The sequence below is a fragment of the Pseudomonas orientalis genome (genome assembly GCF_022807995.1).
Classification (GTDB): Bacteria; Pseudomonadota; Gammaproteobacteria; order Pseudomonadales; family Pseudomonadaceae; genus Aquipseudomonas; species Aquipseudomonas orientalis_B.
This window is the reverse complement of sequence record NZ_CP094351.1, coordinates 657,575-680,558: the sequence shown is the minus strand read 5'-3', so window position 1 is coordinate 680,558 and position 22,984 is coordinate 657,575. Positions and strand designations below refer to the sequence as shown.

Genomic DNA, 22,984 nt, shown 5'->3' with positions numbered 1-22,984 from the left:
CATCCCCTCCTGAACCCGCCTGTAAATCCGTGCCTCGCGTAGCAGGCACAGCCCTTGCAAAGTCGTGTGTATCTGCCCAAACAAAAACTATCGGTTTACGGAGATCGCACCATGCAGCGTCGTAGCTTGATCAAGGCTTTCACTTTGTCGGCATCCCTGGTTGCCATGGGGTTGACCTGGACCGTACAGGCTGCCGAGACCATCAAGGTCGGCATCCTGCACTCCCTGTCGGGGACCATGGCCATCTCCGAAACCTCGCTTAAAGACATGGCGCTGATGACCATCGACGAGATCAACGCCAAGGGCGGTGTGAACGGCAAGATGCTCGAACCGGTAGTGGTGGACCCGGCGTCCAACTGGCCGCTGTTCGCGGAAAAAGGCCGGCAGTTGCTGACCCAGGACAAGGTCGCCGTGGTGTTCGGCTGCTGGACCTCGGTGTCGCGTAAATCCGTACTGCCGGTGTTCGAAGAACTCAACGGCTTGCTGTTCTACCCGGTGCAGTACGAAGGCGAAGAGATGTCGCCGAACGTGTTCTATACCGGTGCGGCGCCGAACCAGCAGGCGATCCCGGCGGTGGAATATCTGATGAGCGAAGAAGGCGGCAGCGCCAAGCGCTTCTTCCTGCTCGGCACCGACTACGTGTACCCGCGCACCACCAACAAGATCCTGCGCTCGTTCCTGCACTCCAAAGGCGTGGCGGATAAGGATATCGAAGAGGTCTATACCCCGTTCGGCCACGCCGACTACCAGACCATCGTCGCCAACATCAAGAAGTTCTCCGCCGGCGGCAAGACCGCAGTGGTCTCCACCGTCAATGGCGACTCCAACGTGCCGTTCTACAAGGAACTGGCCAACCAGGGCCTGAAGGCGACCGATGTACCGGTGGTGGCATTTTCCGTGGGTGAAGAAGAACTGCGCGGCATCGACACCAAGCCGCTGGTGGGCAACCTCGCGGCGTGGAACTACTTCCAGTCGGTAGAGAACCCGGTGAACCAGAAATTCGTCGCCGATTGGAAAGCCTACGCCAGGAAGCACAACCTGCCGGGCGCGGACAAAGCCGTGACCAATGACCCGATGGAAGCCACCTACGTAGGCATCCATATGTGGGCCCAGGCGGCGGAGAAAGCCAAGTCCACCGACGTCGACAAAGTGCGTGAAGCCCTGGCCGGCCAGACCTTCGCCGCGCCGTCGGGCTTCACCCTGACCATGGACAAGACCAACCACCACCTGCACAAACCGGTAATGATCGGCGAGATCCAGGCCGACGGGCAGTTCTCGGTGGTGTGGCAGACCGAAGCGCCGATCCGCGCCCAGCCGTGGAGCCCGTACATTCCGGGCAATGACAAAAAACCGGACTATGCGGTGAAGAGCAACTGAAGCCCACTATAGGTCAAAAATGTGGGAGGGGGCTTGCCCCCGATAGCGGAGTGTCAGACCTATATTCATCAACTGACACACTGCCATCGGGGGCAAGCCCCCTCCCACACTGTCCCCGCATGATCAGGACATTGTGTATGCCCACTGCCCTCCAACGCTGTTTCCTGGTATTGCTGCTGTTGCTGCCTTTGGCCGCACACGCCAGCGACGCCGAAGACTTCCTTGCCGCCAACCCGGTACAGCAAGCCAAACTTCTCCAGGCGTGGGCCGCCAACCCCGACCCTGCGCGCATCGAACTGGTGGACGCCCTTGCGCAAGGCCAGCTCAGGCTCAACGGCGAAACCAGGACTGTGCGCCTGAACAACCGCCTGCGCGGCCTGATCGACAACGTCCAAGCCAGCCAGCAATTGCTCGCCGCCGATCCCCAGGTACGCCTTGACGCTGCGCGCACCCTGCAAAAAAGCGCAGTGCCTGCGCAACTGAAATTCCTCGACCAGCAGGTCGCCGCCGAGACCGACGAGGATGTGCACAGCGCCCTCAGCCTGGCCCTGGCCAACCTGCAACTGGTCGACACTGACCCGGTGGTGCGCCTGGCCGCCGTGCGCTTGCTCGGCAGCACCGGCGACCCGCTGGCCCGCACGCGCCTGGAAGCCTTGCTCGCGCCCGGCGTGGAAACCGATGCCACCGTGCATACCGCCGCCGAAACCAGCCTGGCCCAGGTCAAACGCAAATTGATGTTCGGTGAAATCCTCGGCCAGGCCTTCAGCGGTATGTCGCTGGGCTCGATCCTGTTACTCGCGGCCCTGGGCCTGGCGATCACCTTCGGCCTGCTCGGCGTGATCAACATGGCCCACGGCGAGATGCTGATGCTCGGCGCCTATTCCACCTACGTGGTGCAGTTGCTGATGCAGCGCTACGTGCCCCAGGCCATCGAGTTCTACCCGCTGATCGCGCTGCCGGTGGCATTCTTCGTCACCGCCGCCATCGGCATGGCGCTGGAGCGCACGGTGATTCGTCACCTGTATGGCCGCCCCCTGGAAACCCTGCTCGCCACCTGGGGCATCAGCCTGATGTTGATCCAGTTGGTGCGCCTGGTGTTCGGTGCGCAGAACGTCGAAGTGTCCAACCCGCAATGGCTGTCCGGCGGCATTCAAGTGCTGCCCAATCTGGTGCTGCCGTACAACCGCCTGGTGATCATTGCGTTCGCGCTGTTCGTGGTGGTGTTGACCTGGCTGCTGCTGAACAAGACGCGCCTGGGTCTCAACGTGCGCGCCGTCACCCAGAACCGCAACATGGCCGCCTGCTGCGGCGTGCCCACCGGGCGCGTGGACATGCTTGCTTTCGGCCTCGGCTCCGGCATAGCGGGCCTGGGCGGCGTAGCGCTGAGCCAGGTCGGCAACGTCGGCCCGGACCTGGGCCAGAGCTACATCATCGACTCGTTCCTGGTGGTGGTGCTCGGCGGTGTCGGCCAGTTGGCCGGCAGCGTGACGGCAGCGTTTGGCCTGGGGATCGCCAACAAGATCCTGGAGCCGCAGATCGGTGCGGTGCTCGGCAAGATCCTGATCCTCGCGCTGATCATTCTGTTTATCCAGAAACGCCCGCAAGGACTCTTCGCACTGAAAGGACGGGTGATCGACTGATGAATCAGCCATTGATGCTAACGGCCACGCAAAAGGCCGGCCCCAAAGTGACGATTGCAGTGGGCGCGGTGATCCTGTTCCTGCTGCTGGCTCTGCCCTTGGGTTCGCTGCTGTCGCCGGAAAACCCGCTGCATGTGTCAGCCTATACCCTGACCCTGGTCGGCAAGATTCTCTGCTATGCCATCGTCGCACTGGCGCTGGACCTGGTGTGGGGTTACGCCGGCATGTTGTCCCTCGGCCATGGCCTGTTCTTCGCCCTCGGTGGTTATGCCATGGGCATGTACCTGATGCGCCAGGCATCGGGCGATGAGTTGCCGGCGTTCATGACCTTTTTGTCGTGGACCGAATTGCCGTGGTACTGGGTCGGCACCCAACACTTCTGGTGGGCGCTGTGCCTGGTGGTCCTGGCGCCAGGCTTGCTGGCGCTGGTCTTCGGTTTCTTCGCCTTCCGCTCGCGGATCAAGGGTGTGTATTTCTCGATCATGACCCAGGCCCTGACCTTTGCCGGGATGCTGTTGTTCTTTCGCAACGAGACAGGGTTTGGCGGCAATAACGGCTTTACCAATTTCCGCAGCATCCTCGGTTTCGGCATCACCGAGCCGGGCACGCGGGCGGTGTTGTTCGTCACGACGGTACTGCTGCTGGTGGCCAGCCTGTACATCGGTTGGCGCCTGGCGCGCAGCAAGTTCGGTCGCGTATTGACCGCCCTGCGCGATGCCGAGAACCGCCTGATGTTCTGCGGCTATGACCCGCGTGGCTTCAAGCTGTTCGTGTGGGTGCTGAGCGCGGTGCTGTGTGGTTTGGCGGGCGCGTTGTACGTGCCGCAGGTGGGCATCATCAACCCCAGCGAAATGTCGCCGACCAACTCCATCGAAGCCGCCGTGTGGGTGGCCCTCGGCGGGCGTGGCACGCTGATCGGCCCGCTGCTTGGCGCCGGCGTGGTGAACGGCATGAAGAGCTGGTTCACCGTGGCCTTTCCCGAGTACTGGCTGTTTTTCCTCGGGGCGCTGTTCATCATCGTCACCCTGTACCTGCCCAAGGGCGTTATCGGGCTGCTGAAGAAATGAGGAACGTCATGCTTGAACCTATTTTCGATGCCGGCAGCGGCCGCGAGGCCATTGGTATCGGCCAGGCGGCCGGCAAGGGCCTGAACACCCGCCACGGCACCATACTGACCCTGGAAGACATCAGCGTCAGCTTCGACGGTTTCAAGGCGCTCAACGACCTCAACCTTTACATAGGTGTCGGCGAACTGCGCTGCATCATCGGCCCCAACGGCGCGGGCAAGACCACGCTGATGGACGTGATCACCGGCAAGACCCGGCCCAGCCACGGCAACGCCTGGTTCGGCGAAACCCTGGACTTGACCGGCATGAGCGAGGTGCAGATCGCCCAGGCCGGTATCGGCCGCAAGTTCCAGAAGCCCACGGTGTTCGAAGCCCTCAGCGTGTTCGAAAACCTCGAGCTGGCGCAGAAGACCGACAAGTCCGTCTGGGCCAGCCTGCGCGCGCGCCTGAGTGGTGAGCAAAAAGACCGCATCGATGAAGTGCTCGACACCATCCGCCTCACCGCCTCGGTGCATCGGCCCGCCGGCTTGCTGTCCCACGGCCAGAAGCAGTTCCTGGAAATCGGCATGCTGCTGATGCAGGACCCGCAACTGTTGCTGCTGGATGAACCGGTGGCGGGCATGACCGACGCCGAAACCGAATTCACCGCCGAACTGTTCAAGCGCCTGGCCGGCAAGCATTCGTTGATGGTGGTGGAGCACGACATGGGCTTTGTCGGCTCGATTGCCGACCATGTGACCGTGTTGCACCAGGGCAGCGTATTGGCCGAAGGGTCGCTGGAACAGGTGCAGGAAAACGAGCGGGTGATCGAGGTTTACCTCGGCCGCTAAGGTAATTTTCCTGTAGGAGCGAGCTTGCTCGCGAAGATCGTCAACGATAACGCGGGCATTCTGAATGCACGCGGTGCCCTCAGGTTTTTCGCGAGCAAGCTCGCTCCTACAGGGGATTGAGGAGGTTTTTGGAATGCTGCAAGTCGACAAGCTGCACCAATACTACGGCGGTAGCCACATCCTGCGCGGACTGTCGTTTGATGTGAAGATCGGCGAAGTCACCTGCCTGCTCGGGCGCAACGGTGTGGGCAAGACCACCCTGCTCAAGTGCCTGATGGGCCTGCTGCCGGCCAAGGAAGGCGCAGTGAATTGGGAGGGCAAGGCCATCACCGGCTTCAAACCGCACCAGCGTGTGCATGCCGGGATCGCCTATGTGCCTCAGGGCCGGGAGATTTTTGGCCGGCTCACGGTGGAAGAAAACCTGCTGATGGGCCTGTCACGCTTTCCCGGCTCGCAAGCCAGAGAAGTGCCCGCATTCATCTACGAACTGTTCCCGGTGTTGCTGCAAATGAAGCATCGACGCGGCGGCGACTTGTCCGGCGGCCAGCAGCAGCAATTGGCGATTGGCCGCGCCCTGGCCAGCCGTCCGCGCCTGTTGATCCTCGATGAACCCACCGAAGGCATCCAACCGTCAGTGATCAAGGAAATCGGCGCGGTGATCAAGAAACTCGCCGCACGCGGTGACATGGCGATTCTCCTGGTGGAGCAGTTCTACGACTTCGCCGCCGAATTGGCCGACCAATATCTGGTGATGTCCCGTGGTGAAATCGTGCAGCAGGGCCGTGGTGAAAATATGGAAAGCGAGGGTGTGCGCGGTCTCGTAACCATCTAATCTGTGGCGTCACGACACTAAGCCAAAAACCATGAACCTGCCTGTCTCCCCTGCCCTGTTCACCCCCAGCTGGCACGCCGCGCTGGAACTGGGCTATGCGCGTTTCGGCGACACCACGCGCCCGGTCATGCGCCGTCACCTTGGCCCGCTGCGGGTGCAAAAGCACCTGTACGCCGAAGGTCCCGAGGTGTGTCAGCACATCATCGTGCACCCGCCCGGCGGCATTGCCGGCGGCGATCGCCTGGACATCAGCGCCCACGTCGGCGCCGGTGCCTGGGCACAGTTGACCAGCCCCGGTGCGGCCAAGTGGTACCGCGCCAGCGGCCCGGCGTTCCAGCAGCTTGAATTGACCGTGCAAGCCGGCGCGACCCTGGAATGGTTGCCCCAGGAAACCATCGTGTTCAGCGCCGCCCAGGCCGAACTCACCACGCGCATCGACCTGCAAGGCGATGCCCGGCTATTTTACTGGGATGTCGTTGCCCTCGGCCGCCCGGCCAGTGATGAGCGCTTCGACCTCGGGCACTTCCAATCACACCTGGATATCCGCCGCGACGGCCAGTTGCTCTGGCACGAACGCCAGCGCATCGTGGGCGGCGATGGACTGCTGGATTCACCGATCGGACTGGATGGGCAACCGGTGTTTGCCACGTTGCTCGTGACCGGCGAGATCGACCCTGAACTGCTTGAACACTGCCGCTCACTGCCCCATGCGGTGCGCGGCGACTTGACCCAATTGCCCGGATTGCTGGTGGCGCGTTGCCTGGCCAGTGAAGCGCTGCTGGCGCGGGGGTGGTTGATTGATTTATGGCGGCTGTTACGCCCCGCCGTATTGGGACGAGAAGCGATATCACCGAGAATCTGGAGCACATGAAGATCAACTGTGGGAGGGGGCTTGCCCCCGATGGCGGTGGGTCAGTAACAGGTGTATTGGCTGACACCCTGCAATCGGGGGCAAGCCCCCTCCCACAGTTTGATCCTCATTGTATTTAAGAATGTATTTAAAGGACCTTGAACCATGGACCTGACCCCACGGGAAAAAGACAAACTGCTGATCTTCACCGCAGGCCTGGTCGCCGAACGGCGCCTGGCGCGCGGTGTGAAGCTCAACTACCCGGAAACCATCGCCTATATTTCCGCCGCGCTGATGGAAGGCGCTCGCGATGGCCGCACCGTGGCCGACCTGATGCATTACGGCACCACCCTGCTCAGCCGCGAACAGGTGATGGAAGGCATCCCGGAAATGATCCCGGATATCCAGGTGGAAGCCACCTTCCCGGACGGCACCAAGCTGGTCACCGTTCACCAGCCCATTGCATGAGGCACGGCCATGATTCGTGATGCAACCGAGCAGGACCTGCCGGCAATCCGCGCCATCTACAACGACGCGGTGCAGAACACCACGGCGATCTGGAACGAGCAACCGGTGGACCTGGCGAACCGTCAGACCTGGTTCAGCGCGCGTCAGGCGCAGCAGTACCCAATCCTGGTCGCGGTGGAAAACGATGAAGTCACCGGCTACGCCTCGTTCGGCGACTGGCGCCCCTTCGAGGGCTTTCGCTACAGCGTCGAACATTCCGTGTACGTGCGCAATGACCAGCGCGGCAAAGGCCTCGGCCCACGCTTGATGCTGGCCCTGATCGAGCGAGCACGCAGTTGCGGCAAGCACGTCATGGTCGCCGCCATTGAAAGCGGCAACCTGGCCTCGATCCGCCTGCATGAACGCCTGGGTTTCAGCGCCACTGGGCAGATGCCCCAAGTGGGCATCAAGTTCGGCCGCTGGCTGGACCTGACCTTTATGCAACTGACGTTGAATCCGGGCGCCGAACCGCCCAGGGAGTGAGATCGATGAGCGCTGCACAATTGCGTCGCGTCAATGCGGAAAGTTTTGCCCATTACCGCCTGGGTTTGATCGAGCTATTGCTGGACGCGGTGCAGCATGGCGCTTCGGTCGGCTTTATGGCCGATTTCGATGAGGTCCAGGCCCGCGAATATTTGACCGGCGTGCAAGCCGGTATCGAAGACGCCAGCCTGTTGCTGTGGGTTGTGGTACGCGACGAGCAAGTGATCGCCAGTGTTCAATTGGCGCTGTGCCAGAAAGCCAACGGCCTGAACCGCGCCGAGGTGCAAAAGTTGCTGGTGCACAGCAGCGCGCGCCGCCATGGCCTGGGCCAGCAATTGATGAACGCCCTGGAACTCGCCGCCCGCCAGCACAAGCGCGGCCTGCTGTACCTGGACACCGAGGCCGGCTCCGGCGCCGAGGCCTTCTACCAGTCGCTGCGCTACACCAAAATCGGTGAACTGCCCGATTACTGCCAAAGCCCGGACGGGCACTACAGCCCGACCGCCATCTACTACAAGACCCTGGGGCAACCTGCATGATTCCTGGCGAATATCAGATCCAACCTAGCGAAATCGAACTGAATGTCGGCCGACGCACCGTCACCTTGAGCGTGGCCAACAGCGGCGACCGACCAATCCAGGTGGGTTCGCATTATCATTTTTTCGAGACCAATGACGCGCTGGCGTTTGACCGCGCCGCGAGCCGGGGCATGCGCCTGAATATTCCGGCGGGCACAGCGGTGCGTTTCGAGCCGGGGCAGCGTCGGGAGGTGGAGTTGGTGGATTTGAGTGGTGGGCGGCGGGTATTCGGGTTTGCCGGGCGGATCATGGGCGACCTTTAGGGCCTCATCGGGGGCAAGCCCCCTCCACATTTGGAGCTGTGAATACCTTCAAAGGTGGGAGGGGGCTTGCCCCCGATAGCGATTTCACATTCAACGCATATCTTCAGGGCACTCATATGAAAATCACCCGCCAAGCCTACGCCGACATGTACGGCCCCACCGTCGGTGACAAGGTGCGTCTGGCCGATACCGAGCTGTTCGTCGAAGTGGAAAAAGACTTCACCGTCTATGGCGAAGAAGTCAAATTCGGCGGCGGCAAGGTGATCCGCGACGGCCAGGGCCAGAGCCAGCTGCTCGCCCATGAAGTCGTCGACACGCTGATCACCAACGCGCTGATCATCGACCACTGGGGCATCGTCAAGGCTGACGTCGGCCTGAAGAACGGTCGCATCCACGCGATCGGCAAAGCCGGCAACCCGGATATCCAGCCCGGCGTGACCATGGCCATCGGCGCCAGCACCGAAGTGATTGCGGGCGAAGGCATGATCCTCACCGCCGGCGGCATCGACTCCCATGTGCATTTCATCTGCCCGCAGCAGATCGAGGAAGCGCTGACCAGCGGCGTCACCACCATGATCGGCGGCGGTACGGGGCCGGCTACCGGCACCAATGCCACCACCTGCACCTCCGGCCCGTGGCACCTGGCGCGGATGCTGCAGGCCAGTGATTCGTTCCCGATGAACATCGGCTTTACCGGCAAGGGCAACGCCAGCTTGCCCGAGCCGTTGATCGAACAGGTCAAGGCCGGCGCCATTGGCTTGAAGCTGCACGAAGACTGGGGCACCACACCCGCGAGCATCGACAACTGTCTGAACGTCGCCGACCAATACGACGTGCAGGTGGCGATCCACAGCGACACCCTCAACGAATCCGGCTTTGTCGAAACAACGCTGGCCGCACTCAAGGGCCGCACCATTCACACTTACCACACCGAAGGTGCCGGTGGCGGCCACGCGCCGGACATCATCAAGGCCTGCGGTTTCCCCAACGTGCTGCCCAGCTCCACCAACCCGACGCGGCCGTTCACTCGCAACACCATCGACGAACACCTGGACATGCTGATGGTGTGCCATCACCTGGACCCGAGCATCGCCGAGGACGTGGCCTTTGCTGAAAGCCGCATCCGCCGCGAGACCATCGCCGCCGAGGACATCTTGCATGACCTGGGCGCGTTCTCGATGATCAGCTCCGACAGCCAGGCCATGGGCCGCGTCGGCGAGGTGATCACGCGCACCTGGCAGACCGCCGACAAGATGAAAAAACAGCGCGGCCCGCTGCCCGGTGACGGCCCCGGCAACGACAACTTCCGCGCCAAGCGCTATATCGCCAAGTACACCATCAATCCGGCGATCACCCACGGTGTGAGCCATATCGTCGGCTCCATCGAAGTTGGCAAATGGGCCGATCTGGTGCTGTGGCGCCCGGCGTTTTTCGGCATCAAGCCGACGCTGATCCTCAAGGGTGGCGCGATTGCATCAAGCTTGATGGGCGATGCCAATGCGTCGATCCCGACACCGCAACCGGTGCACTACCGTCCGATGTTTGCCAGCTTCGGCAGCTCACTGCACGCCACCAGCCTGACATTTATCAGCCAGGCGGCGCAGGACGCCGGATTACCCGAGGCCCTGGGCTTGAAGAAGCAGATTGCGGTGGTCAAGGGATGCCGCGATGTGCAGAAGACCGACCTGATCCACAACGATTACCTGCCGGATATCGAGGTGGATCCGCAGACCTATCAGGTCAAGGCCGATGGGGTATTGCTGTGGTGCGAGCCGGCTGACGTACTGCCGATGGCGCAGCGGTATTTCCTGTTCTGAAAACCGCTGGCCTGTGTGGGAGCTGGTTTGCTCGCTCCCACACCGGTCAGCTTAGAAGTTTTCGCGCGGATTGAAGTTGGCTTTTTTCGCCAGTTGCTGCCACAGCGCAATGGTCTCGTCGTCAGCCTGCTTCGGCATCACCGCTTTAAGCTGCACGAACAGGTAACCGCGCTCACCGGCCTTGTTCAACAAACCGTGACCCTTGGCGCGCATGCGCTGGCCGTTCTGACTGCCGGCGGGTACCTTGAGGTTGATCTTGCCGGTCAGGGTCGGCACCGCGACTTCCGTGCCCAACGCCAATTCCCACGGCGCCAGCGGCAGGTTGATGACCAGGTTTTCGCCATCGACCTCGAACCTTGGGTGCGGCGCAAACTTGATGATCAGGTACAGGTCGCCGTTGGCGCCGCCGCCGATGCCGGGCGCGCCCTGGGCCTTGAGACGGATGCGCTCGCCGTCGGCCACACCGGCCGGGATCTTCACGTTCAGGCTCTTGACGCTGTTGCTGACATGCCGACCGGAAGCGTCGTATTGCGGCACCTGGAAGCTGATCTGCTTGGACTCGGTGGACAGGGTTTCCTCAAGGGAGACCGACAACTGCATCTCCACATCCTGGCCCTTGCGCCCGGTTGGACGGCGCTGGCCGCCGCCGAACGCATCACCGCGCCCGCCAAAGATCGAGCTGAAAAAGTCCGAGAAGTCTTCTGTGCCCGCACCACCACCAAAGCCACCACGGCTCTGCCAACCCGGCGGTCCCTGGAACGGCTGGCCGTGCTGGCCGTATTTGCGCAGCTCGTCGTACTCGGCGCGCTTGTCGGCGCTCTTGAGCGCTTCATAGGCTTCGGACGCGTCCTTGAATTTGGCTTCGGCGTCTTTTTCCTTGCTTACATCCGGATGATATTTGCGGGCGAGCTTGCGATAGGCGGCCTTGATTTCCTTGTCATCGGCGCTCGGCTCGACCCCCAGAATCTTGTAGTAATCTTTGAAATCCATCGGCGGTTCACCATCCTTAAATCGAGATCGCACAGCCCGGACACAAGGTGCGCTGGTTTGCACGTGTTGAGTCTTGTGGCCTGGGGTGCGTCGCAGTGTTATCGGCACATGCCGTATGCACCAGATGTGGGGGCGAATGCCGCGCTTTCAAGCACTATTTAACAGATGGTCGGCCTACGCATCCGGCGTCGACTGGCATACACTGCGCGGCCGTTTTGCAACCGGAACCCGATCGACATGAAAAACCAATCTCCAGCCCGTGCCTGCGGCATCGACTTCGGCACGTCCAACTCCACCGTCGGCTGGATCCGCCCCGGCGAGGAGACGCTGATCGCGCTGGAGGACGACAAGATCACGTTGCCGTCAGTGGTGTTCTTCAACTTCGAGGAGCGCCGCCCGGTATACGGTCGCCTGGCGCTGCACGAATACCTGGAAAACTATGAAGGTCGCTTGATGCGCTCGCTCAAGAGCCTGCTGGGTTCCAAGCTGATCAAGCACGACACCAGCGTGCTCGGCACCGCAATGCCGTTCACCGACCTGCTGGCGCTGTTTATCGGCCAGCTCAAGAGCCGCGCCGAAGCCAATGCCGGTCGTGAGTTCGAAGAAGTGGTGCTGGGGCGCCCGGTGTTCTTCGTCGATGATGACCCGATGGCCGACCAGGAAGCGGAAAACACCCTGGTGGACGTGGCGCGCAAGATCGGTTTCAAAGACATTTCGTTTCAGTACGAACCGATTGCGGCGGCGTTCGACTACGAGTCCACCATCGAGAAAGAAGAGCTGGTGCTGATCGTCGACATCGGCGGCGGTACCTCCGACTTCTCCCTGGTGCGCCTGTCCCCGGACCGTCGCCACAACGACAACCGCCAGAGCGACATCCTCGCCACCGGCGGCGTGCACATCGGCGGCACCGACTTCGACAAACAGCTCTCGCTGGCCGGCATGATGCCGCTGTTCGGCTACGGCAGCCGCATGAAGAGCGGCGCCTACATGCCCACCAGCCATCACATGAACCTGGCCACCTGGCACACCATCAACTCGGTGTACTCGCAAAAGTCCCAACTGGCCCTGGGCAGCATGCGCTACGACATCGAAGACACCGGCGGCATCGACCGCCTGTTCAAGCTGATCGAACAGCGCGCCGGGCACTGGCTGGCCATGGAAGTGGAAGAGACCAAGATCCAACTGACCCAGGCAGACAGCCGCCATGTGCCGCTGGACCGTATCGAAGCGGGCCTGAGCGTGGACTTGAGCCGGGCGCTGTTCGAGTCATCCATCGACAACCTGCTCGAACGCGTGCGCGGCAGTGTCACGCAGTTGCTCAACGACGCCTCGGTGAGCGTGGCCCAGGTGGACACGGTGTTCTTCACCGGCGGCTCCAGCGGCATCCCGGCGCTGCGCCACAGCATTGCGGCGATGCTGCCGAATGCGCGGCATGTGGAAGGCAATATCTTTGGCAGTATTGGCAGCGGTTTGGCGATTGAGGCGAGCAAGCGCTACGGCAGCTGATTTCCAGCTTAAACCGCGGCGCGCCCATCGGGGGCAAGCCCCCTCCCACATTTTGATATGTGAACACCTTCAAAGGTGGGAGGGGGCTTGCCCCCGATAGCGTCAGCCCAGGCAACACAAGGCTTAAACCATCCCGCCGAGCTTCAACTCACTCTTGAGGTACGCATAATAAATCGGCCCCGCCACCACCCCCGGCAGGCCGAACGCTGCCTCGAACACCAGCATCGCCAACAACAACTCCCACGACTTGGCACTGATCTGCCCGCCGACAATGCGCGCGTTGAGAAAGTACTCAACCTTATGGATCACGATCAGATACCCCAGCGCCGCCACCGCGACCCAGATCGACAGCGACAACGCGACAATCGTGATCAGGGTGTTGGACATCAGGTTGCCGATCACCGGCAGCAGGCCGAGCAGGAAGGTCAGTACGATCAGGGTTTTGGTCAGCGGCAGATGAATACCGCACAGTGGCAGCACCACGGCGAGGAAGATCGCAGTGAAAGCGGTGTTGAGCGCGGCGATCTTGATCTGGGCGAAGACGATATTGCGAAATGCCTGGACCAGCAGGTGCAATCGGTCGAACAGCGCGGCGGCCAGGGGTTTGCGCTTGGTCAGGTCGGGCACGCGCTGCAGGGCGATGATCGCGCCGAGCACCATGCCGATCAGCAGGGTGACGAACATGTGCGCGGCGTCCTTGCCGACCAGCTGCAGTTCGCTCAGGTGCTTGCTCAGCCATTGGCCGATGGCCACGCGAAACTCGGCGGCGCTGGCGGGCAGGTAGGCGTCCAGGAACGGCGGCAGCTGGCCGCGCGCGCGGTCGACCACGCCCATGAACTTGTCGAGCGAAGCGCCTGGATTTTCCGCTTCGTGGAGCAGAAAGCTGATGGCGCCGGCGAAGATCAACGCGAGTACGCTGACGATCAAAGTACCGAGCAAGGCCACCGCCAGCCAGCGCGCACGCCGCCCTTCGATCAGCCGTTGCAGTTGTGGGGTGAGCATGTTGACCAGTTCATAGACCAACAGGCCGGCCAACAGGCTGGGCAGCAATTTGAGCGGCAGCACCAGCAGCAATCCGCCGAAAATGATGATGTAGCTGGCCAGCAACAACACATGACGCTGAGAAAACGTTGGCATACAGCCTCAAAACGAACGGCGTTAAAGGATGTTGTAGGAGCGAGCTTGCTCGCGAAAAACGAAAGGGCACCGCGTTTAGTCAGGGTGCCCGTGTGATCGTTCACGTTTTTCGCGAGCAAGCTCGCGCCTACAAAGGGACTGTGTGCGAGTGTCGCAGCCTTCTATGGCCTGGGGCTATTACTTCTTCAGGCAGGTGCTCATGAATGTTTTACGCGCATCACCCGCCAGGGCTTTGGTTTTAGCCGACGCATTGCAGTCCTTCATTTTCTGCTGCTGCGGCGTCAGGGTATTGGCATCGTTGGCGGCAGGCGCCGACAGGCAGGTCTTCATGAAGGCCTTGCGCTCATCGCCCTTGAGCGTCTTGGTGGTGGCCTCGGCATTGCAGGTGGTCATCTTGTTTTGCTGGGCGGTGGCGGCAAAACCCTGGGAACACAGCAGCAGGCCCATCATCAACAGCGGAATACGCAGCATCTTCATGGAGTTTTCTCCCTGTTACCGTACCGAAGGGCACGGCCTACAACGCAGTGTAGTCAAAACCTGTTACAACTTCACCGGCGGCGAATAGTCGTCCGACGGTATCGCTTCCGCCTCTTCAACACAGTGAGTCTGCTTTCGATGCAATACGCGTATCCCCTGCTGGCCATCCTTATCTGGGCCGGCAACACCGTGATCAACAAACTGGCGGTGGGTTCGATTTTCCCGGCTGAAATCGGCTTTTATCGCTGGCTGTTCGCCGCGCTGCTGTTCACGCCGTTCATGCTCAAGCCAGTCATCGCCAACTGGGCGCTGATCCGCCCGAACCTGGGCAAGATCTTCATTCTCGGCGTGCTGGGCATGGCCGTGTATCAAAGCCTGGCCTATTACGCGGCCACACTGACCAGTGCCACCAACATGGGCATCATCCTCTCGCTGATGCCGCTGATGGCTTTGACTGCCGCCATCATCAGCCTCGGCCAACGCCTGACGTATGGCGCGCTGACCGGCGCGGTGCTGTCGTTCGCCGGCGTAGTGGTGGTGGTGTCATCCGGCAGCCTGGCAGCCTTGCTGCAACACGGAGTAAACCTCGGTGACGGCATGATGCTGGTCGCCACCCTGGCCTACGCGGTCTACAGCACCCTGCTGAAAAAATGGCAACTGCGCCTGCCGCCGTTGGTGCTGCTGTATCTGCAGGTGCTGGTGGCGGTGGTGGTGCTGTTGCCGCTATTCCTGTTCTCGGCCAAGGCAGGCCTGGGCTGGGCGAATATTCCGCTGGTGCTGTACGCCTGCCTGCTGGCTTCGATGCTGGCGCCGCTGGCGTGGATGCATTCGGTAAAAACCCTGGGGCCGAGCCGTACCACGTTGTTTTTCAACTTGCTGCCGTTGATTACCGCGCTGATTGCGGCCGTGGTATTGAAAGAAGAATTGGCGTCGTATCACTTGGTGGGCGGTTTGCTGACCCTGGGCGGGGTCATCCTTTCGGAACGCTGGACCCTGCCGATCAGACGCGCTTGAGACACATCCGGTTAAATCCGATAAAACTTTTCGCCTCTCTCGCGACTCACAACTGGGAGCGACCACGCCGGCAGAGCGTGGCGCAAAACCGGATTAGCCCCAGGAGAATGAGATGACTGAAGCACACTTGACTGACGTTGCGACCCTGCGCAGCCGCGCTCGCCAGAACGTCGAAAACGGTGCCGTGACCGAAGGCTATAATGCCGATCGCGAAGAAATTATCCGCCTGCTCAACGAGTCGCTGGCCACCGAACTGGTCTGCGTGTTGCGCTACAAGCGTCATTACTTCATGGCCAGCGGCCTGAAAGCCAGCGTCGCGGCCGACGAGTTCCTGGAGCACGCCACCCAGGAAGCCGAACACGCCGACAAACTCGCCGAACGCATCGTGCAGCTGGGCGGTGAGCCGGAATTCAACCCCGACCTGCTGTCGAAGAACTCCCACGCACAATACGTGGCGGGCAACTCGCTGAAAGAAATGGTCTACGAAGACTTGGTGGCCGAGCGGATCGCGGTGGACAGCTATCGCGAGATCATTCAGTACATCGGCGATAAGGACCCGACTACCCGGCGCATTTTTGAAGACATCCTGGCCCAGGAAGAAGAACACGCCGATGACATGGCGGATATTCTGGAAGGCCTGTAATCAGCCGCACAGCAATACCCATGTGGGAGGGGGCTTGCTCCCGATAGCAGTGGTTCAGTCAAAGATGTTTTGGCTGATACACCGTTATCGGGGGCAAGCCCCCTCCCACATTTGGTTTCAGGTGCAGTCAGTTACTTCACGGTCTTGGGCGCCTTGCCCTCTCTCATCTGTTGCAGCAACGGTGCGCACGCATTCGGCTCACCGCCGCTTGGGGCAACCAGTGCGAGCAACCCCGCCGCCGGGCCGGCGATCACACCCAGGGCGACCATGCCCGCGCCACGCAGTGCCAGGGGGATGGCTTTGACGCCGGCATTGGGCTTGATGAACGGGCCGTTCACATACAACGGCGAGCGCAGGGAGAAGAGGCGGAAACCCTTGGACTCCGGCGTAATGGTCAGGTCCAACTGCTCGGTCGCCATATTCGCGGTGCCATCGACGTAGATGATCGCGTTCTCGGTATCGAACACAAACAAGCGGGTTGTCGCCAGGCCGGTCTTGATGCCGAAGTCCGCCGCAGCGCAGTTGATCTTCACTTCCTTGTCGCCAAACAGGCGCCCCACCACATAATTGCCCACGTTGAGGCCGGCGATTTCCATCAGGCCACGGCTGATCGCACCGTCGTTGATCAGCATCTTCAAGTCACCATTGGAGGTGCCCAGCAGCGCTGCGACAGAGTTGCCGCGCCCGGAAATATCGGCGTCGCCGTTGAGTTCGCCAAAGCTGGTTTTCATCGGCTCAAAACTTGGGAACAACTGTTTGAGCTTGAAGTTGCGCGCCGTGAGTTTCGCGCGCCCTTCCATCGGCGTGGTACGGCCGTTCAAGCGGATCTGCGCATCGAGTTTGCCACCGGCCACGCCGAAGCGCAGGGGCTCAAGGCTCAGCTCGCCATCGTTGAGCACCAGGTGCGTATAGAGGTCGGTGAACGGCAACTCGGCGCTGTGCACGATGCGTTTGCCGGTGAATTCCACGTCGGCATCCATCTCGCGCCAGCGCTCGGTGCGGAACTCTTCAACCGGCAGCACCTTGGTCGCCGGTTGCTTGCTTTCACCGCCACGGGCTTTCTGCTTGGCGTTGGAGTCGGCGCCGATCAAGGGCGCCAGGTCGTCCATCAGCAGTTGATTGGACACCAGCGCGCCGCTGAGCTTGGGCCGTGGCTGGCTGGCCACGTAGGCGAGGTCGCCGTGGATATCGCTGTTGCCGATCTTGCCGTTGAAGTTTTCATAGCGGAAGGACGCGCCGCTGGCTTCATGCAGTTTGGCGATCAGATGACCATCGGTTGAATACGCCGGCGAGTCGGGCAACGTCACGCCGGTCAGCGGGTAGAGGTTGCCCAGGCTGGCACCGGCGAGTTTGAGGCGCAGGTCCAGGGCGCCGAGGTTCAGCGGATCGGTCAGGGTGCCGGCCAGGGCGATGCTGGTGTCGGCGATCTTGACCTGGGCCTGCAGCGGGAACGGCTTGGCCGCGTCCTGCAGGGCAAGCAGGCCGCCGATCTTGCCGGTGCCGGCGAGCGCCTGGCCGTGATACTGGCCTTTGACCTTGAGGCCGAACGCATAGTCCTGCGGCGCCGAGCCTTTTTCCAGGGCCTTTTTGGCATCCGCGTCTCCGACGATTTCACCGAAGGGGATCGGTTTGCCCAGCGGGTCAATAATCACATCGAGCCGGGTCCTGAGGGTCTGGTCGTCGAGGGTGACGTGGCCTTTGTCGAAGCCGATGGCGCCAATATCCACCACCCAGCTGGAAGGCTCGGCGTCGGGGTCCTTGGGGTCGAACTTGAAGGTCCAGTTGGCGCGGCCGTCAGCCAGGCGCTGCAGGTCGGCGCTCGGCTCGGTGAGGTCGATGCGCGGGATCACCACGCGCTGTGCCAGCAACGCCAAGGGCGAAATACGCAACTCGACCTTCTTGAGCGTAACCATCTGAGGTTGCTTGGACCAGTCAGGATTGCCCAGGCTCAGGTCTTCGGCAATCACATGGGGCCAGGGCACCCAGGCCCGCCAGCCGCCTTCGTCGGGCTCACGCTGCCACACCACCGCCAGGTTGCCATTGATGGCGAATGGGCGGTGCAACTCTTCGGAGACCTTGGCATTGAGGGGTGGCTTGATGCGGTTCCAGTCGAAAAACACCAGGACCAATACCGCGATGGCAATTAACAGAACGAAGCTGGCGCAGCTCCAGGCGACGACTTTTCGAGTGCGCGTCATTGCACAAAACTCCTGAATACGACTGGCTGGGCAACAGCCTTTGACACAGCTTATAGGACTACGACTGGCAAAGTGCCTGGGGGTTTAACGCAACGGCCGAATTAGCCGAAAAAAACGATTTTCCTGATCGAGCAGACAGATTCAATCATCAACGGCGCACCATTGTTACCCCGGTTCGTGTCGAAAATACCCACCTCGGTGCAAAACCGCGTGCTTGAGAGGCGCGTTCTAGAGCCTCCCGTGGGAACAATCAATTCTGTTGATTATTACCATTGCGTTTATGAACTTTTATATCGACTTATCAAGAGTAGCATTAGCCATGTACCCACTTTATCGCCCTCCCAAGGAGCAACCCTCATGAAACGCCAACTACTCGCTACCGTCCTGTTATCCGTTCTGGCTTCCAGTGCCTTTGCCCTGCCAGCCGCCGAACAGGCCACCCCACAGAACAAAGCCCAGGCCGTCCAGTCCAGCCAGACCGTGGCTCGCAGCGGTTCGCAAGAAGACGAAAACCGTGACTACGCCAAAGGCGCTGTCGCTGAAAACGGTTCTGAGCAGGCCAACAAACGCGCCTACACCGAAGGCCTGACTGAAGGTGGCAACGACCGCCTGCAGGAAAAAGGTCTGGTAGAAGGCGGTGCTGAACAAGCCAATGATCGCGCCTACACCCAAGGTATTGCCGAAGGTGGTGCCGACCGTCTGCAAGAACTGCATCAAGCACAGAGCTAAGCCCGTGGTGGCCCAGAAAAAAGCCCGATCTGTCGATCGGGCTTTCGCTTTTATATAGACCCCGTCACGCAATGCCCCCGCCAAGTTCGACGCCGGCAAAGCGGTTTTGCTAGAGTGCGTCGCTGTACTCGCCAACAAAGCCCATCCGCTCATGCTGCCCCGCGCCGAACAGAAGCAACAGACCCGCCTCGCCTTGATGGACGCTGCCCGCCATCTGATGGAGTGCGGCCGTGGGTTTGGCAGCCTGAGCCTGCGCGAAGTGGCCAAGACAGCGGGAATCGTGCCCACCGGCTTCTATCGCCATTTTGCCGATATGGACCAGCTTGGGCTCGTATTGGTCAGTGAAGTCGGCCAGACGTTCCGCGCCACGATTCGCCTGGTGCGCCATAACGAATTCGTCATGGGCGGAATCATCGATGCGTCCGTGAGGATCTTTCTCGATGTGGTCTCGGCCAACCGTTCCCAATTCCTGTTCCTGGCCCGCGAACAATACGGCGGTTGCCTGGCCGTGCGCCAAGCTATCGGCGCCCTGCGCGAAGACATCACCCGCGACCTGGCGGCCGACCTCACACTGATGCCCAAACTGCAACACCTGGATCCCGATGGCTTGCACGTGATGGCCGACCTGATCGTCAAAAGTGTGTTCGCCACCCTGCCCGATATCATCGACCCGCCCGCACAGGCCTTGCCTGCCCACCTCACGCCCCAGGCGAAAATCACCCAGCAATTGCGCTTTATCTTTATCGGCCTCAAACACTGGCAAGGTCTGGGCAGCACCGAGTAATACGATCAGCCGGCCTTATGAAAGCGCTTGGCGGTGGTGTAGTTCCTGTTCCAGTAGCTATTTCTCAACGAATCGATCCGTACGCTCTTGCCGGTACGCGGTGAATGGATGAATTTGCCGTCGCCGATATACAGCCCGACGTGACTCACCCGCCCCTGCCCGTTGCCTTTGAAAAAAACCGCGTCGCCCGGCTTCAATGCAGCGCGCTTGATGGTCGCGGCCGTTGAACGGTGCATCGCAGCGGTGGTGCGCGGCAGCTGAATATTGGCTTGGGTCTTGAACAGATAGACCAGGAAACTGCTGCAATCGAACCCTTGCTCGGTAGACGTACCGCCCGACTTGTAGGGTGTGCCGAGCAGTTGATGGGCGCGGTCGATCACATCTTCGACCGGAGACGATGCATGCGTGGAACCAAAAGTCGGCGGCTGTTGAAGCGTGGCCGAGGCTGACGAAATAAGACAAGAGAGGCTGACAATGACGGAACAGACAAGTGACTTGAACATGATGGACATCGCGGCGAATTAAACACGGCGCGAATCTTAAAGAACCCCCACGTAAACTCACGAAGGCCAATTCTCTGGCTCTTGTAGGATAATTCTTTAAAACCAAATGAAGAATTGGATGAAAGACATTTCATGCAATACGTCGGCGTACCCCACGCAAAATGCCCCTTCCCGGTGCCGAGGCCCGCTCAAGCGCACCAAATTGCATCACCGCTGCATTCGGCGAGTGCCCTGCTCTGTAGCGTACGCGCCCTGCTGACAGGAAATTCCTACGCGCCTGGCGGGTTGGCAAGCCCCTTGCTCTAGCCTCTTTATAGCCCCCTTTATCGTTCATAGCTGGAAACCTTCCGATGCTGGTGATCCACCGCCGAATCGCTCCGCAAGCCCTCTGGGCCGCCGAGCTGCTGCTGAACTTCGAAGCCCGCAGCAAAAGCCGTCTGCGCTGTTTCAGTGCCGACGGTGAAGACGTCGGCCTGTTTTTGGAGCGTGGGCAACCGCCGCTGCATGATGGCGAATTCCTGCAAGCCGAGGACGGACGCGTCGTACGCGTGTGCGCACGCCCTGAACAACTGCTGCACGTCACCTGCCGCAACGCATTCGAACTGACCCGCGCGGCCTATCACTTGGGTAACCGCCATGTCGCCCTGCAGGTCGGCGATGGCTGGCTGCGTCTGCTCGATGACTATGTGCTCAAGGCCATGCTGGAACAGCTGGGCGCCGATGCGCAAAGCATCGAGGCGCCGTTCCAGCCCGAACACGGGGCCTATGGCGGCGGTCATCATCACTCGCGCCATGGCGACGAAGATTTCAACTATGCGCCCAGGCTGCATCAGTTCGGCGTGCGTCCATGAACCCGGCCTGGGCGCTGCTGCGCCTGGCCAGTCCGCAGTTGCCGATTGGCGGCTACAGCTACTCCCAGGGCCTGGAAATGGCCGTGGAGAACGGCCGCGTCAGCGATGCCGCCAGCGCAAGGCGCTGGATCAGTGACCAATTGCTGCTCAACCTCGCGCGTTTCGAAGCGCCCCTATTGCTCGCCCATTGCCGCGCCGCCGCTGAGCAGGCGTGGCCACGTCTGGCGCAATTGTGTGAAGAACACCGCGCCAGCCGCGAAACCCGCGAGCTGTATCAGGAGAGCCGGCAGATGGGCTACTCCCTGCAACAACTGCTCGGTGGCTTGCCGGAATTGGACGCCGACGCCCGTGGTTTCCTCGACCAACAGCCTGAACCCCACCTGGCCCTTGGCTGGGCGCTGGCTGCGCGCGCCTGGGCCATCCGCCCAGGCGACGCTCTGGCGGCCTGGCTCTGGAGCTGGCTGGAGAACCAATTGGCCGTGCTGATGAAAACCCTGCCCCTGGGCCAGCAAGCCGCGCAGCGCCTGACCAGCGAACTGCTGCCGCTGTTGCAGCAGGCCCAGCACGAGGCTGGCCGTGTCGAACCCGATCACCTTGGCAGCGCCGCCTTTGGCCTGTCTTTGGCGTGCATGGCCCACGAGCGCCAGTACAGCCGCCTGTTCCGTTCCTGAGGCTTTTTTGGAGACCCCAACATGAACACACAACCCCTGCGCGTCGGCATCGGCGGCCCGGTCGGCTCCGGCAAGACCGCCCTGACCCTGGCCCTGTGCCTGGCGCTGCGCGACCGCTACAACCTGGCGGTGGTCACCAACGACATCTACACCCGCGAAGACGCTGATTTTTTGGTGCGTAACCAGGCGCTGGCGCCGGAGCGCATCATCGGCGTGGAAACCGGTGGCTGCCCGCACACCGCGATCCGCGAAGATGCCTCGATCAACCTGGAGGCAGTGGACCAGCTCAACCGTCGCTTTCCCGGTCTGGACCTGATCCTGGTGGAGTCCGGCGGCGACAACCTGTCGGCCACCTTCAGCCCCGAGCTGTCCGACCTGACCATCTACGTGATCGATGTGTCCGCCGGCGACAAGTTGCCGCGCAAGGGCGGGCCCGGTATTTGCAAATCCGACCTGCTGGTGATCAACAAGATCGACCTCGCGCCGCTGGTGGGCGCCTCGCTGGAATTGATGAACAGCGACACCCAACGCATGCGCAATGGCAAACCCTTTGTGTTCAGCAACCAGAAAACCGGCGTCGGCCTGGATGAAATCGTCGCCTTTATCGAACGTCAAGGCCTGCTGACCGCTGCCTGATCCCCCTACGGAGCCTGTTTATGAACCTCAAGAAACTGTTCGCCGCCGCCGCGCTGCTGCTGACCCCCGCCCTCGCCTTCGCGCACCCGGGCCACGGCGACAATGGCCTGGTCGCCGGTATCAGCCACCCACTGGGCGGTCTTGACCACCTGCTGGCCATGGTTGCGGTCGGCCTGTGGGCGGCGCAGCAAAAAGGCAATGCACGCTGGGCGCTGCCTTGTGCCTTCGTCGGCACTATGTTGATCGGCGGCATGCTCGGTTTTGAAGGCCTGCATTTGCCGGCGCTGGAAAGCGGGATTGCCGCATCGGTGCTGGCGCTGGGCCTGGCGGTGGCGCTGGCGGTGCGGCCGCCGTTGTTCGTGGCGGTGGGGACAACGGCGTTGTTTGCGTTGTTTCATGGCGTGGCCCATGGCCTGGAGCTGCCGGATATGTCCAGCTCCTGGGCGTATGCGGCGGGGTTTGTCGGCGCGACGGCTGCGTTGCATGCGGCGGGTTATGCGGTGGTGCGTTTCCTGCCTGCGGCTGCAGCGCCGCTGGTGCGGGTGGCGGGGGCAGCTTCGGCGGCGACTGGGGTGTGGTTGTTGGCGGGCTGATTTGCGGC

At 61.5% G+C, this 22,984-nt stretch carries 25 protein-coding genes and 1 pseudogene; 21 read left to right on the top strand and 5 right to left on the bottom strand.

Going from position 1 to position 22,984, the window contains the following annotated elements:
• Positions 1-111 precede the first annotated feature (111 nt).
• The 12 genes and pseudogenes from urtA to ureC all read left to right on the top strand — a co-directional run bounded on the left by urtA (position 112) and on the right by ureC (position 10,244).
• Positions 112-1,377 carry an urea ABC transporter substrate-binding protein gene (gene urtA, locus MRY17_RS02815; protein WP_181284873.1) on the top strand — a complete coding sequence of 422 codons (1,266 nt, stop codon included), beginning with the start codon at positions 112-114 and terminating at the stop codon, positions 1,375-1,377.
• 137 nt (positions 1,378-1,514) lie between these two features.
• On the top strand, positions 1,515-3,017 hold the full coding sequence (gene urtB / locus MRY17_RS02810) for an urea ABC transporter permease subunit UrtB (protein WP_243353262.1): 1,503 nt from the start codon (positions 1,515-1,517) through the stop codon (positions 3,015-3,017).
• Positions 3,017-4,084 carry an urea ABC transporter permease subunit UrtC gene (gene urtC / locus MRY17_RS02805; RefSeq protein ID WP_181284875.1) on the top strand — a complete coding sequence of 356 codons (1,068 nt, stop codon included), beginning with the start codon at positions 3,017-3,019 and terminating at the stop codon, positions 4,082-4,084. The genes urtB and urtC overlap by 1 nt, the downstream gene beginning before the upstream one ends.
• Positions 4,081-4,914 carry an urea ABC transporter ATP-binding protein UrtD gene (gene urtD, locus MRY17_RS02800; protein ID WP_164484618.1) on the top strand — a complete coding sequence of 278 codons (834 nt, stop codon included), beginning with the start codon at positions 4,081-4,083 and terminating at the stop codon, positions 4,912-4,914. Before urtC ends, urtD begins: the two co-directional genes overlap by 4 nt.
• Positions 4,915-4,938: 24 nt before the next feature.
• Positions 4,939-5,025, top strand: a pseudogene (locus MRY17_RS02795) (outer membrane lipoprotein carrier protein LolA); the annotation flags it as partial.
• A 22-nt stretch (positions 5,026-5,047) separates the two neighbouring features.
• Positions 5,048-5,746, top strand: a complete 699-nt coding sequence (gene urtE, locus MRY17_RS02790) for an urea ABC transporter ATP-binding subunit UrtE (protein WP_191953146.1) — start codon at positions 5,048-5,050, stop codon at positions 5,744-5,746.
• Positions 5,747-5,777: 31 nt separating this feature from the next.
• The gene (locus MRY17_RS02785) at positions 5,778-6,617 is read left to right on the top strand and encodes an urease accessory protein UreD (RefSeq protein ID WP_243353261.1); all 840 of its coding nucleotides are present in this window, start codon (positions 5,778-5,780) and stop codon (positions 6,615-6,617) included.
• Positions 6,618-6,761: 144 nt separating this feature from the next.
• Positions 6,762-7,064: an urease subunit gamma gene (gene ureA, locus MRY17_RS02780; protein ID WP_003171437.1), complete on the top strand. Its 303-nt coding sequence runs from the start codon at positions 6,762-6,764 to the stop codon at positions 7,062-7,064.
• A 9-nt stretch (positions 7,065-7,073) separates the two neighbouring features.
• A complete protein-coding gene (locus MRY17_RS02775) occupies positions 7,074-7,586 on the top strand; it encodes a GNAT family N-acetyltransferase (protein ID WP_181284878.1) in 513 nt (170 codons plus the stop codon).
• 5 nt (positions 7,587-7,591) lie between these two features.
• Positions 7,592-8,125, top strand: coding sequence for a GNAT family N-acetyltransferase (locus tag MRY17_RS02770; protein WP_191953148.1), 534 nt, complete (start codon positions 7,592-7,594; stop codon positions 8,123-8,125).
• Positions 8,122-8,427 carry an urease subunit beta gene (locus MRY17_RS02765; protein WP_243353260.1) on the top strand — a complete coding sequence of 102 codons (306 nt, stop codon included), beginning with the start codon at positions 8,122-8,124 and terminating at the stop codon, positions 8,425-8,427. Before MRY17_RS02770 ends, MRY17_RS02765 begins: the two co-directional genes overlap by 4 nt.
• A gap of 116 nt (positions 8,428-8,543) precedes the next feature.
• Entirely contained in the window at positions 8,544-10,244 is a 1,701-nt protein-coding gene (gene ureC, locus MRY17_RS02760; protein ID WP_191953149.1) for an urease subunit alpha, read from the top strand.
• Positions 10,245-10,295: 51 nt separating this feature from the next.
• Here ureC and MRY17_RS02755 read toward each other — a convergent pair whose 3' ends face one another.
• Positions 10,296-11,234, bottom strand: coding sequence for a DnaJ C-terminal domain-containing protein (locus MRY17_RS02755; protein WP_181284882.1), 939 nt, complete (start codon positions 11,232-11,234; stop codon positions 10,296-10,298).
• 237 nt (positions 11,235-11,471) lie between these two features.
• Between MRY17_RS02755 and MRY17_RS02750 the strand changes: the two genes are divergently transcribed.
• The gene (locus MRY17_RS02750; protein WP_181284883.1) at positions 11,472-12,740 is read left to right on the top strand and encodes an Hsp70 family protein; all 1,269 of its coding nucleotides are present in this window, start codon (positions 11,472-11,474) and stop codon (positions 12,738-12,740) included.
• 123 nt (positions 12,741-12,863) lie between these two features.
• Here the strand turns inward: MRY17_RS02750 and MRY17_RS02745 are convergent, their stop codons facing one another.
• Positions 12,864-13,877, bottom strand: coding sequence for an AI-2E family transporter (locus tag MRY17_RS02745; RefSeq protein WP_057724189.1), 1,014 nt, complete (start codon positions 13,875-13,877; stop codon positions 12,864-12,866).
• A gap of 177 nt (positions 13,878-14,054) precedes the next feature.
• Positions 14,055-14,354, bottom strand: a complete 300-nt coding sequence (locus MRY17_RS02735) for a PsiF family protein (protein ID WP_181284884.1) — start codon at positions 14,352-14,354, stop codon at positions 14,055-14,057.
• Between the two features lie 138 nt (positions 14,355-14,492).
• Here MRY17_RS02735 and MRY17_RS02730 point away from each other — a divergent pair, with 138 nt between their 5' ends.
• Positions 14,493-15,368 (top strand): DMT family transporter, encoded by an 876-nt coding sequence (locus MRY17_RS02730; RefSeq protein WP_181284885.1) that lies wholly within the window; start codon positions 14,493-14,495, stop codon positions 15,366-15,368.
• Between the two features lie 112 nt (positions 15,369-15,480).
• On the top strand, positions 15,481-16,011 hold the full coding sequence (locus tag MRY17_RS02725; RefSeq protein WP_124422191.1) for a ferritin-like domain-containing protein: 531 nt from the start codon (positions 15,481-15,483) through the stop codon (positions 16,009-16,011).
• A gap of 131 nt (positions 16,012-16,142) precedes the next feature.
• Here MRY17_RS02725 and MRY17_RS02720 read toward each other — a convergent pair whose 3' ends face one another.
• Positions 16,143-18,209 (bottom strand): AsmA family protein, encoded by a 2,067-nt coding sequence (locus MRY17_RS02720; protein ID WP_181284886.1) that lies wholly within the window; start codon positions 18,207-18,209, stop codon positions 16,143-16,145.
• Positions 18,210-18,566: 357 nt separating this feature from the next.
• On the opposite strand from MRY17_RS02720, the gene MRY17_RS02715 reads away from it, so the two are divergent.
• Together MRY17_RS02715 and MRY17_RS02710 are read left to right on the top strand one after the other, a co-directional pair.
• The gene (locus MRY17_RS02715) at positions 18,567-18,938 is read left to right on the top strand and encodes a hypothetical protein (protein WP_124431307.1); all 372 of its coding nucleotides are present in this window, start codon (positions 18,567-18,569) and stop codon (positions 18,936-18,938) included.
• Positions 18,939-19,089: 151 nt separating this feature from the next.
• The gene (locus tag MRY17_RS02710) at positions 19,090-19,722 is read left to right on the top strand and encodes a TetR family transcriptional regulator (protein ID WP_181284888.1); all 633 of its coding nucleotides are present in this window, start codon (positions 19,090-19,092) and stop codon (positions 19,720-19,722) included.
• Positions 19,723-19,727: 5 nt separating this feature from the next.
• On the opposite strand, the gene MRY17_RS02705 is transcribed toward MRY17_RS02710, so the two are convergent.
• Positions 19,728-20,225, bottom strand: coding sequence for a C40 family peptidase (locus tag MRY17_RS02705; RefSeq protein WP_243353259.1), 498 nt, complete (start codon positions 20,223-20,225; stop codon positions 19,728-19,730).
• 350 nt (positions 20,226-20,575) lie between these two features.
• Here MRY17_RS02705 and ureE point away from each other — a divergent pair, with 350 nt between their 5' ends.
• The 4 genes from ureE to MRY17_RS02685 are packed head-to-tail and all read left to right on the top strand — an operon-like array spanning position 20,576 to position 22,976.
• Positions 20,576-21,076, top strand: a complete 501-nt coding sequence (gene ureE, locus MRY17_RS02700; protein WP_181284890.1) for an urease accessory protein UreE — start codon at positions 20,576-20,578, stop codon at positions 21,074-21,076.
• A complete protein-coding gene (locus tag MRY17_RS02695; RefSeq protein WP_181284891.1) occupies positions 21,073-21,747 on the top strand; it encodes an urease accessory protein UreF in 675 nt (224 codons plus the stop codon). The genes ureE and MRY17_RS02695 overlap by 4 nt, the downstream gene beginning before the upstream one ends.
• 21 nt (positions 21,748-21,768) lie before the next feature.
• Positions 21,769-22,383, top strand: a complete 615-nt coding sequence (ureG, locus tag MRY17_RS02690; protein WP_017849719.1) for an urease accessory protein UreG — start codon at positions 21,769-21,771, stop codon at positions 22,381-22,383.
• Between the two features lie 20 nt (positions 22,384-22,403).
• Positions 22,404-22,976 (top strand): HupE/UreJ family protein, encoded by a 573-nt coding sequence (locus MRY17_RS02685; RefSeq protein ID WP_243353258.1) that lies wholly within the window; start codon positions 22,404-22,406, stop codon positions 22,974-22,976.
• Positions 22,977-22,984 lie beyond the last annotated feature (8 nt).

What these genes read in the sequence shown, in the direction of transcription:
- MRY17_RS02785 (WP_243353261.1), top strand. Translation starts at nt 5,778, where the DNA reads ATGAACCTGCCTGTCTCCCCTGCCCTGTTCACCCCCAGCTGGCACGCC.
- MRY17_RS02715 (WP_124431307.1), top strand. Translation starts at nt 18,567, where the DNA reads ATGAAACGCCAACTACTCGCTACCGTCCTGTTATCCGTTCTGGCTTCC.
- ureG (WP_017849719.1), top strand. Translation starts at nt 21,769, where the DNA reads ATGAACACACAACCCCTGCGCGTCGGCATCGGCGGCCCGGTCGGCTCC.
- MRY17_RS02705 (WP_243353259.1), bottom strand. Translation starts at nt 20,225, where the DNA reads ATGTTCAAGTCACTTGTCTGTTCCGTCATTGTCAGCCTCTCTTGTCTT.
- MRY17_RS02730 (WP_181284885.1), top strand. Translation starts at nt 14,493, where the DNA reads ATGCAATACGCGTATCCCCTGCTGGCCATCCTTATCTGGGCCGGCAAC.
- MRY17_RS02750 (WP_181284883.1), top strand. Translation starts at nt 11,472, where the DNA reads ATGAAAAACCAATCTCCAGCCCGTGCCTGCGGCATCGACTTCGGCACG.
- ureC (WP_191953149.1), top strand. Translation starts at nt 8,544, where the DNA reads ATGAAAATCACCCGCCAAGCCTACGCCGACATGTACGGCCCCACCGTC.
- MRY17_RS02735 (WP_181284884.1), bottom strand. Translation starts at nt 14,354, where the DNA reads ATGAAGATGCTGCGTATTCCGCTGTTGATGATGGGCCTGCTGCTGTGT.
- MRY17_RS02755 (WP_181284882.1), bottom strand. Translation starts at nt 11,234, where the DNA reads ATGGATTTCAAAGATTACTACAAGATTCTGGGGGTCGAGCCGAGCGCC.
- urtE (WP_191953146.1), top strand. Translation starts at nt 5,048, where the DNA reads ATGCTGCAAGTCGACAAGCTGCACCAATACTACGGCGGTAGCCACATC.
- ureA (WP_003171437.1), top strand. Translation starts at nt 6,762, where the DNA reads ATGGACCTGACCCCACGGGAAAAAGACAAACTGCTGATCTTCACCGCA.
- MRY17_RS02695 (WP_181284891.1), top strand. Translation starts at nt 21,073, where the DNA reads ATGAACCCGGCCTGGGCGCTGCTGCGCCTGGCCAGTCCGCAGTTGCCG.
- MRY17_RS02685 (WP_243353258.1), top strand. Translation starts at nt 22,404, where the DNA reads ATGAACCTCAAGAAACTGTTCGCCGCCGCCGCGCTGCTGCTGACCCCC.
- urtD (WP_164484618.1), top strand. Translation starts at nt 4,081, where the DNA reads ATGAGGAACGTCATGCTTGAACCTATTTTCGATGCCGGCAGCGGCCGC.
- MRY17_RS02725 (WP_124422191.1), top strand. Translation starts at nt 15,481, where the DNA reads ATGACTGAAGCACACTTGACTGACGTTGCGACCCTGCGCAGCCGCGCT.
- urtC (WP_181284875.1), top strand. Translation starts at nt 3,017, where the DNA reads ATGAATCAGCCATTGATGCTAACGGCCACGCAAAAGGCCGGCCCCAAA.
- MRY17_RS02770 (WP_191953148.1), top strand. Translation starts at nt 7,592, where the DNA reads ATGAGCGCTGCACAATTGCGTCGCGTCAATGCGGAAAGTTTTGCCCAT.
- urtA (WP_181284873.1), top strand. Translation starts at nt 112, where the DNA reads ATGCAGCGTCGTAGCTTGATCAAGGCTTTCACTTTGTCGGCATCCCTG.
- MRY17_RS02765 (WP_243353260.1), top strand. Translation starts at nt 8,122, where the DNA reads ATGATTCCTGGCGAATATCAGATCCAACCTAGCGAAATCGAACTGAAT.
- urtB (WP_243353262.1), top strand. Translation starts at nt 1,515, where the DNA reads ATGCCCACTGCCCTCCAACGCTGTTTCCTGGTATTGCTGCTGTTGCTG.
- MRY17_RS02710 (WP_181284888.1), top strand. Translation starts at nt 19,090, where the DNA reads ATGCTGCCCCGCGCCGAACAGAAGCAACAGACCCGCCTCGCCTTGATG.
- MRY17_RS02720 (WP_181284886.1), bottom strand. Translation starts at nt 18,209, where the DNA reads ATGACGCGCACTCGAAAAGTCGTCGCCTGGAGCTGCGCCAGCTTCGTT.
- ureE (WP_181284890.1), top strand. Translation starts at nt 20,576, where the DNA reads ATGCTGGTGATCCACCGCCGAATCGCTCCGCAAGCCCTCTGGGCCGCC.
- MRY17_RS02745 (WP_057724189.1), bottom strand. Translation starts at nt 13,877, where the DNA reads ATGCCAACGTTTTCTCAGCGTCATGTGTTGTTGCTGGCCAGCTACATC.
- MRY17_RS02775 (WP_181284878.1), top strand. Translation starts at nt 7,074, where the DNA reads ATGATTCGTGATGCAACCGAGCAGGACCTGCCGGCAATCCGCGCCATC.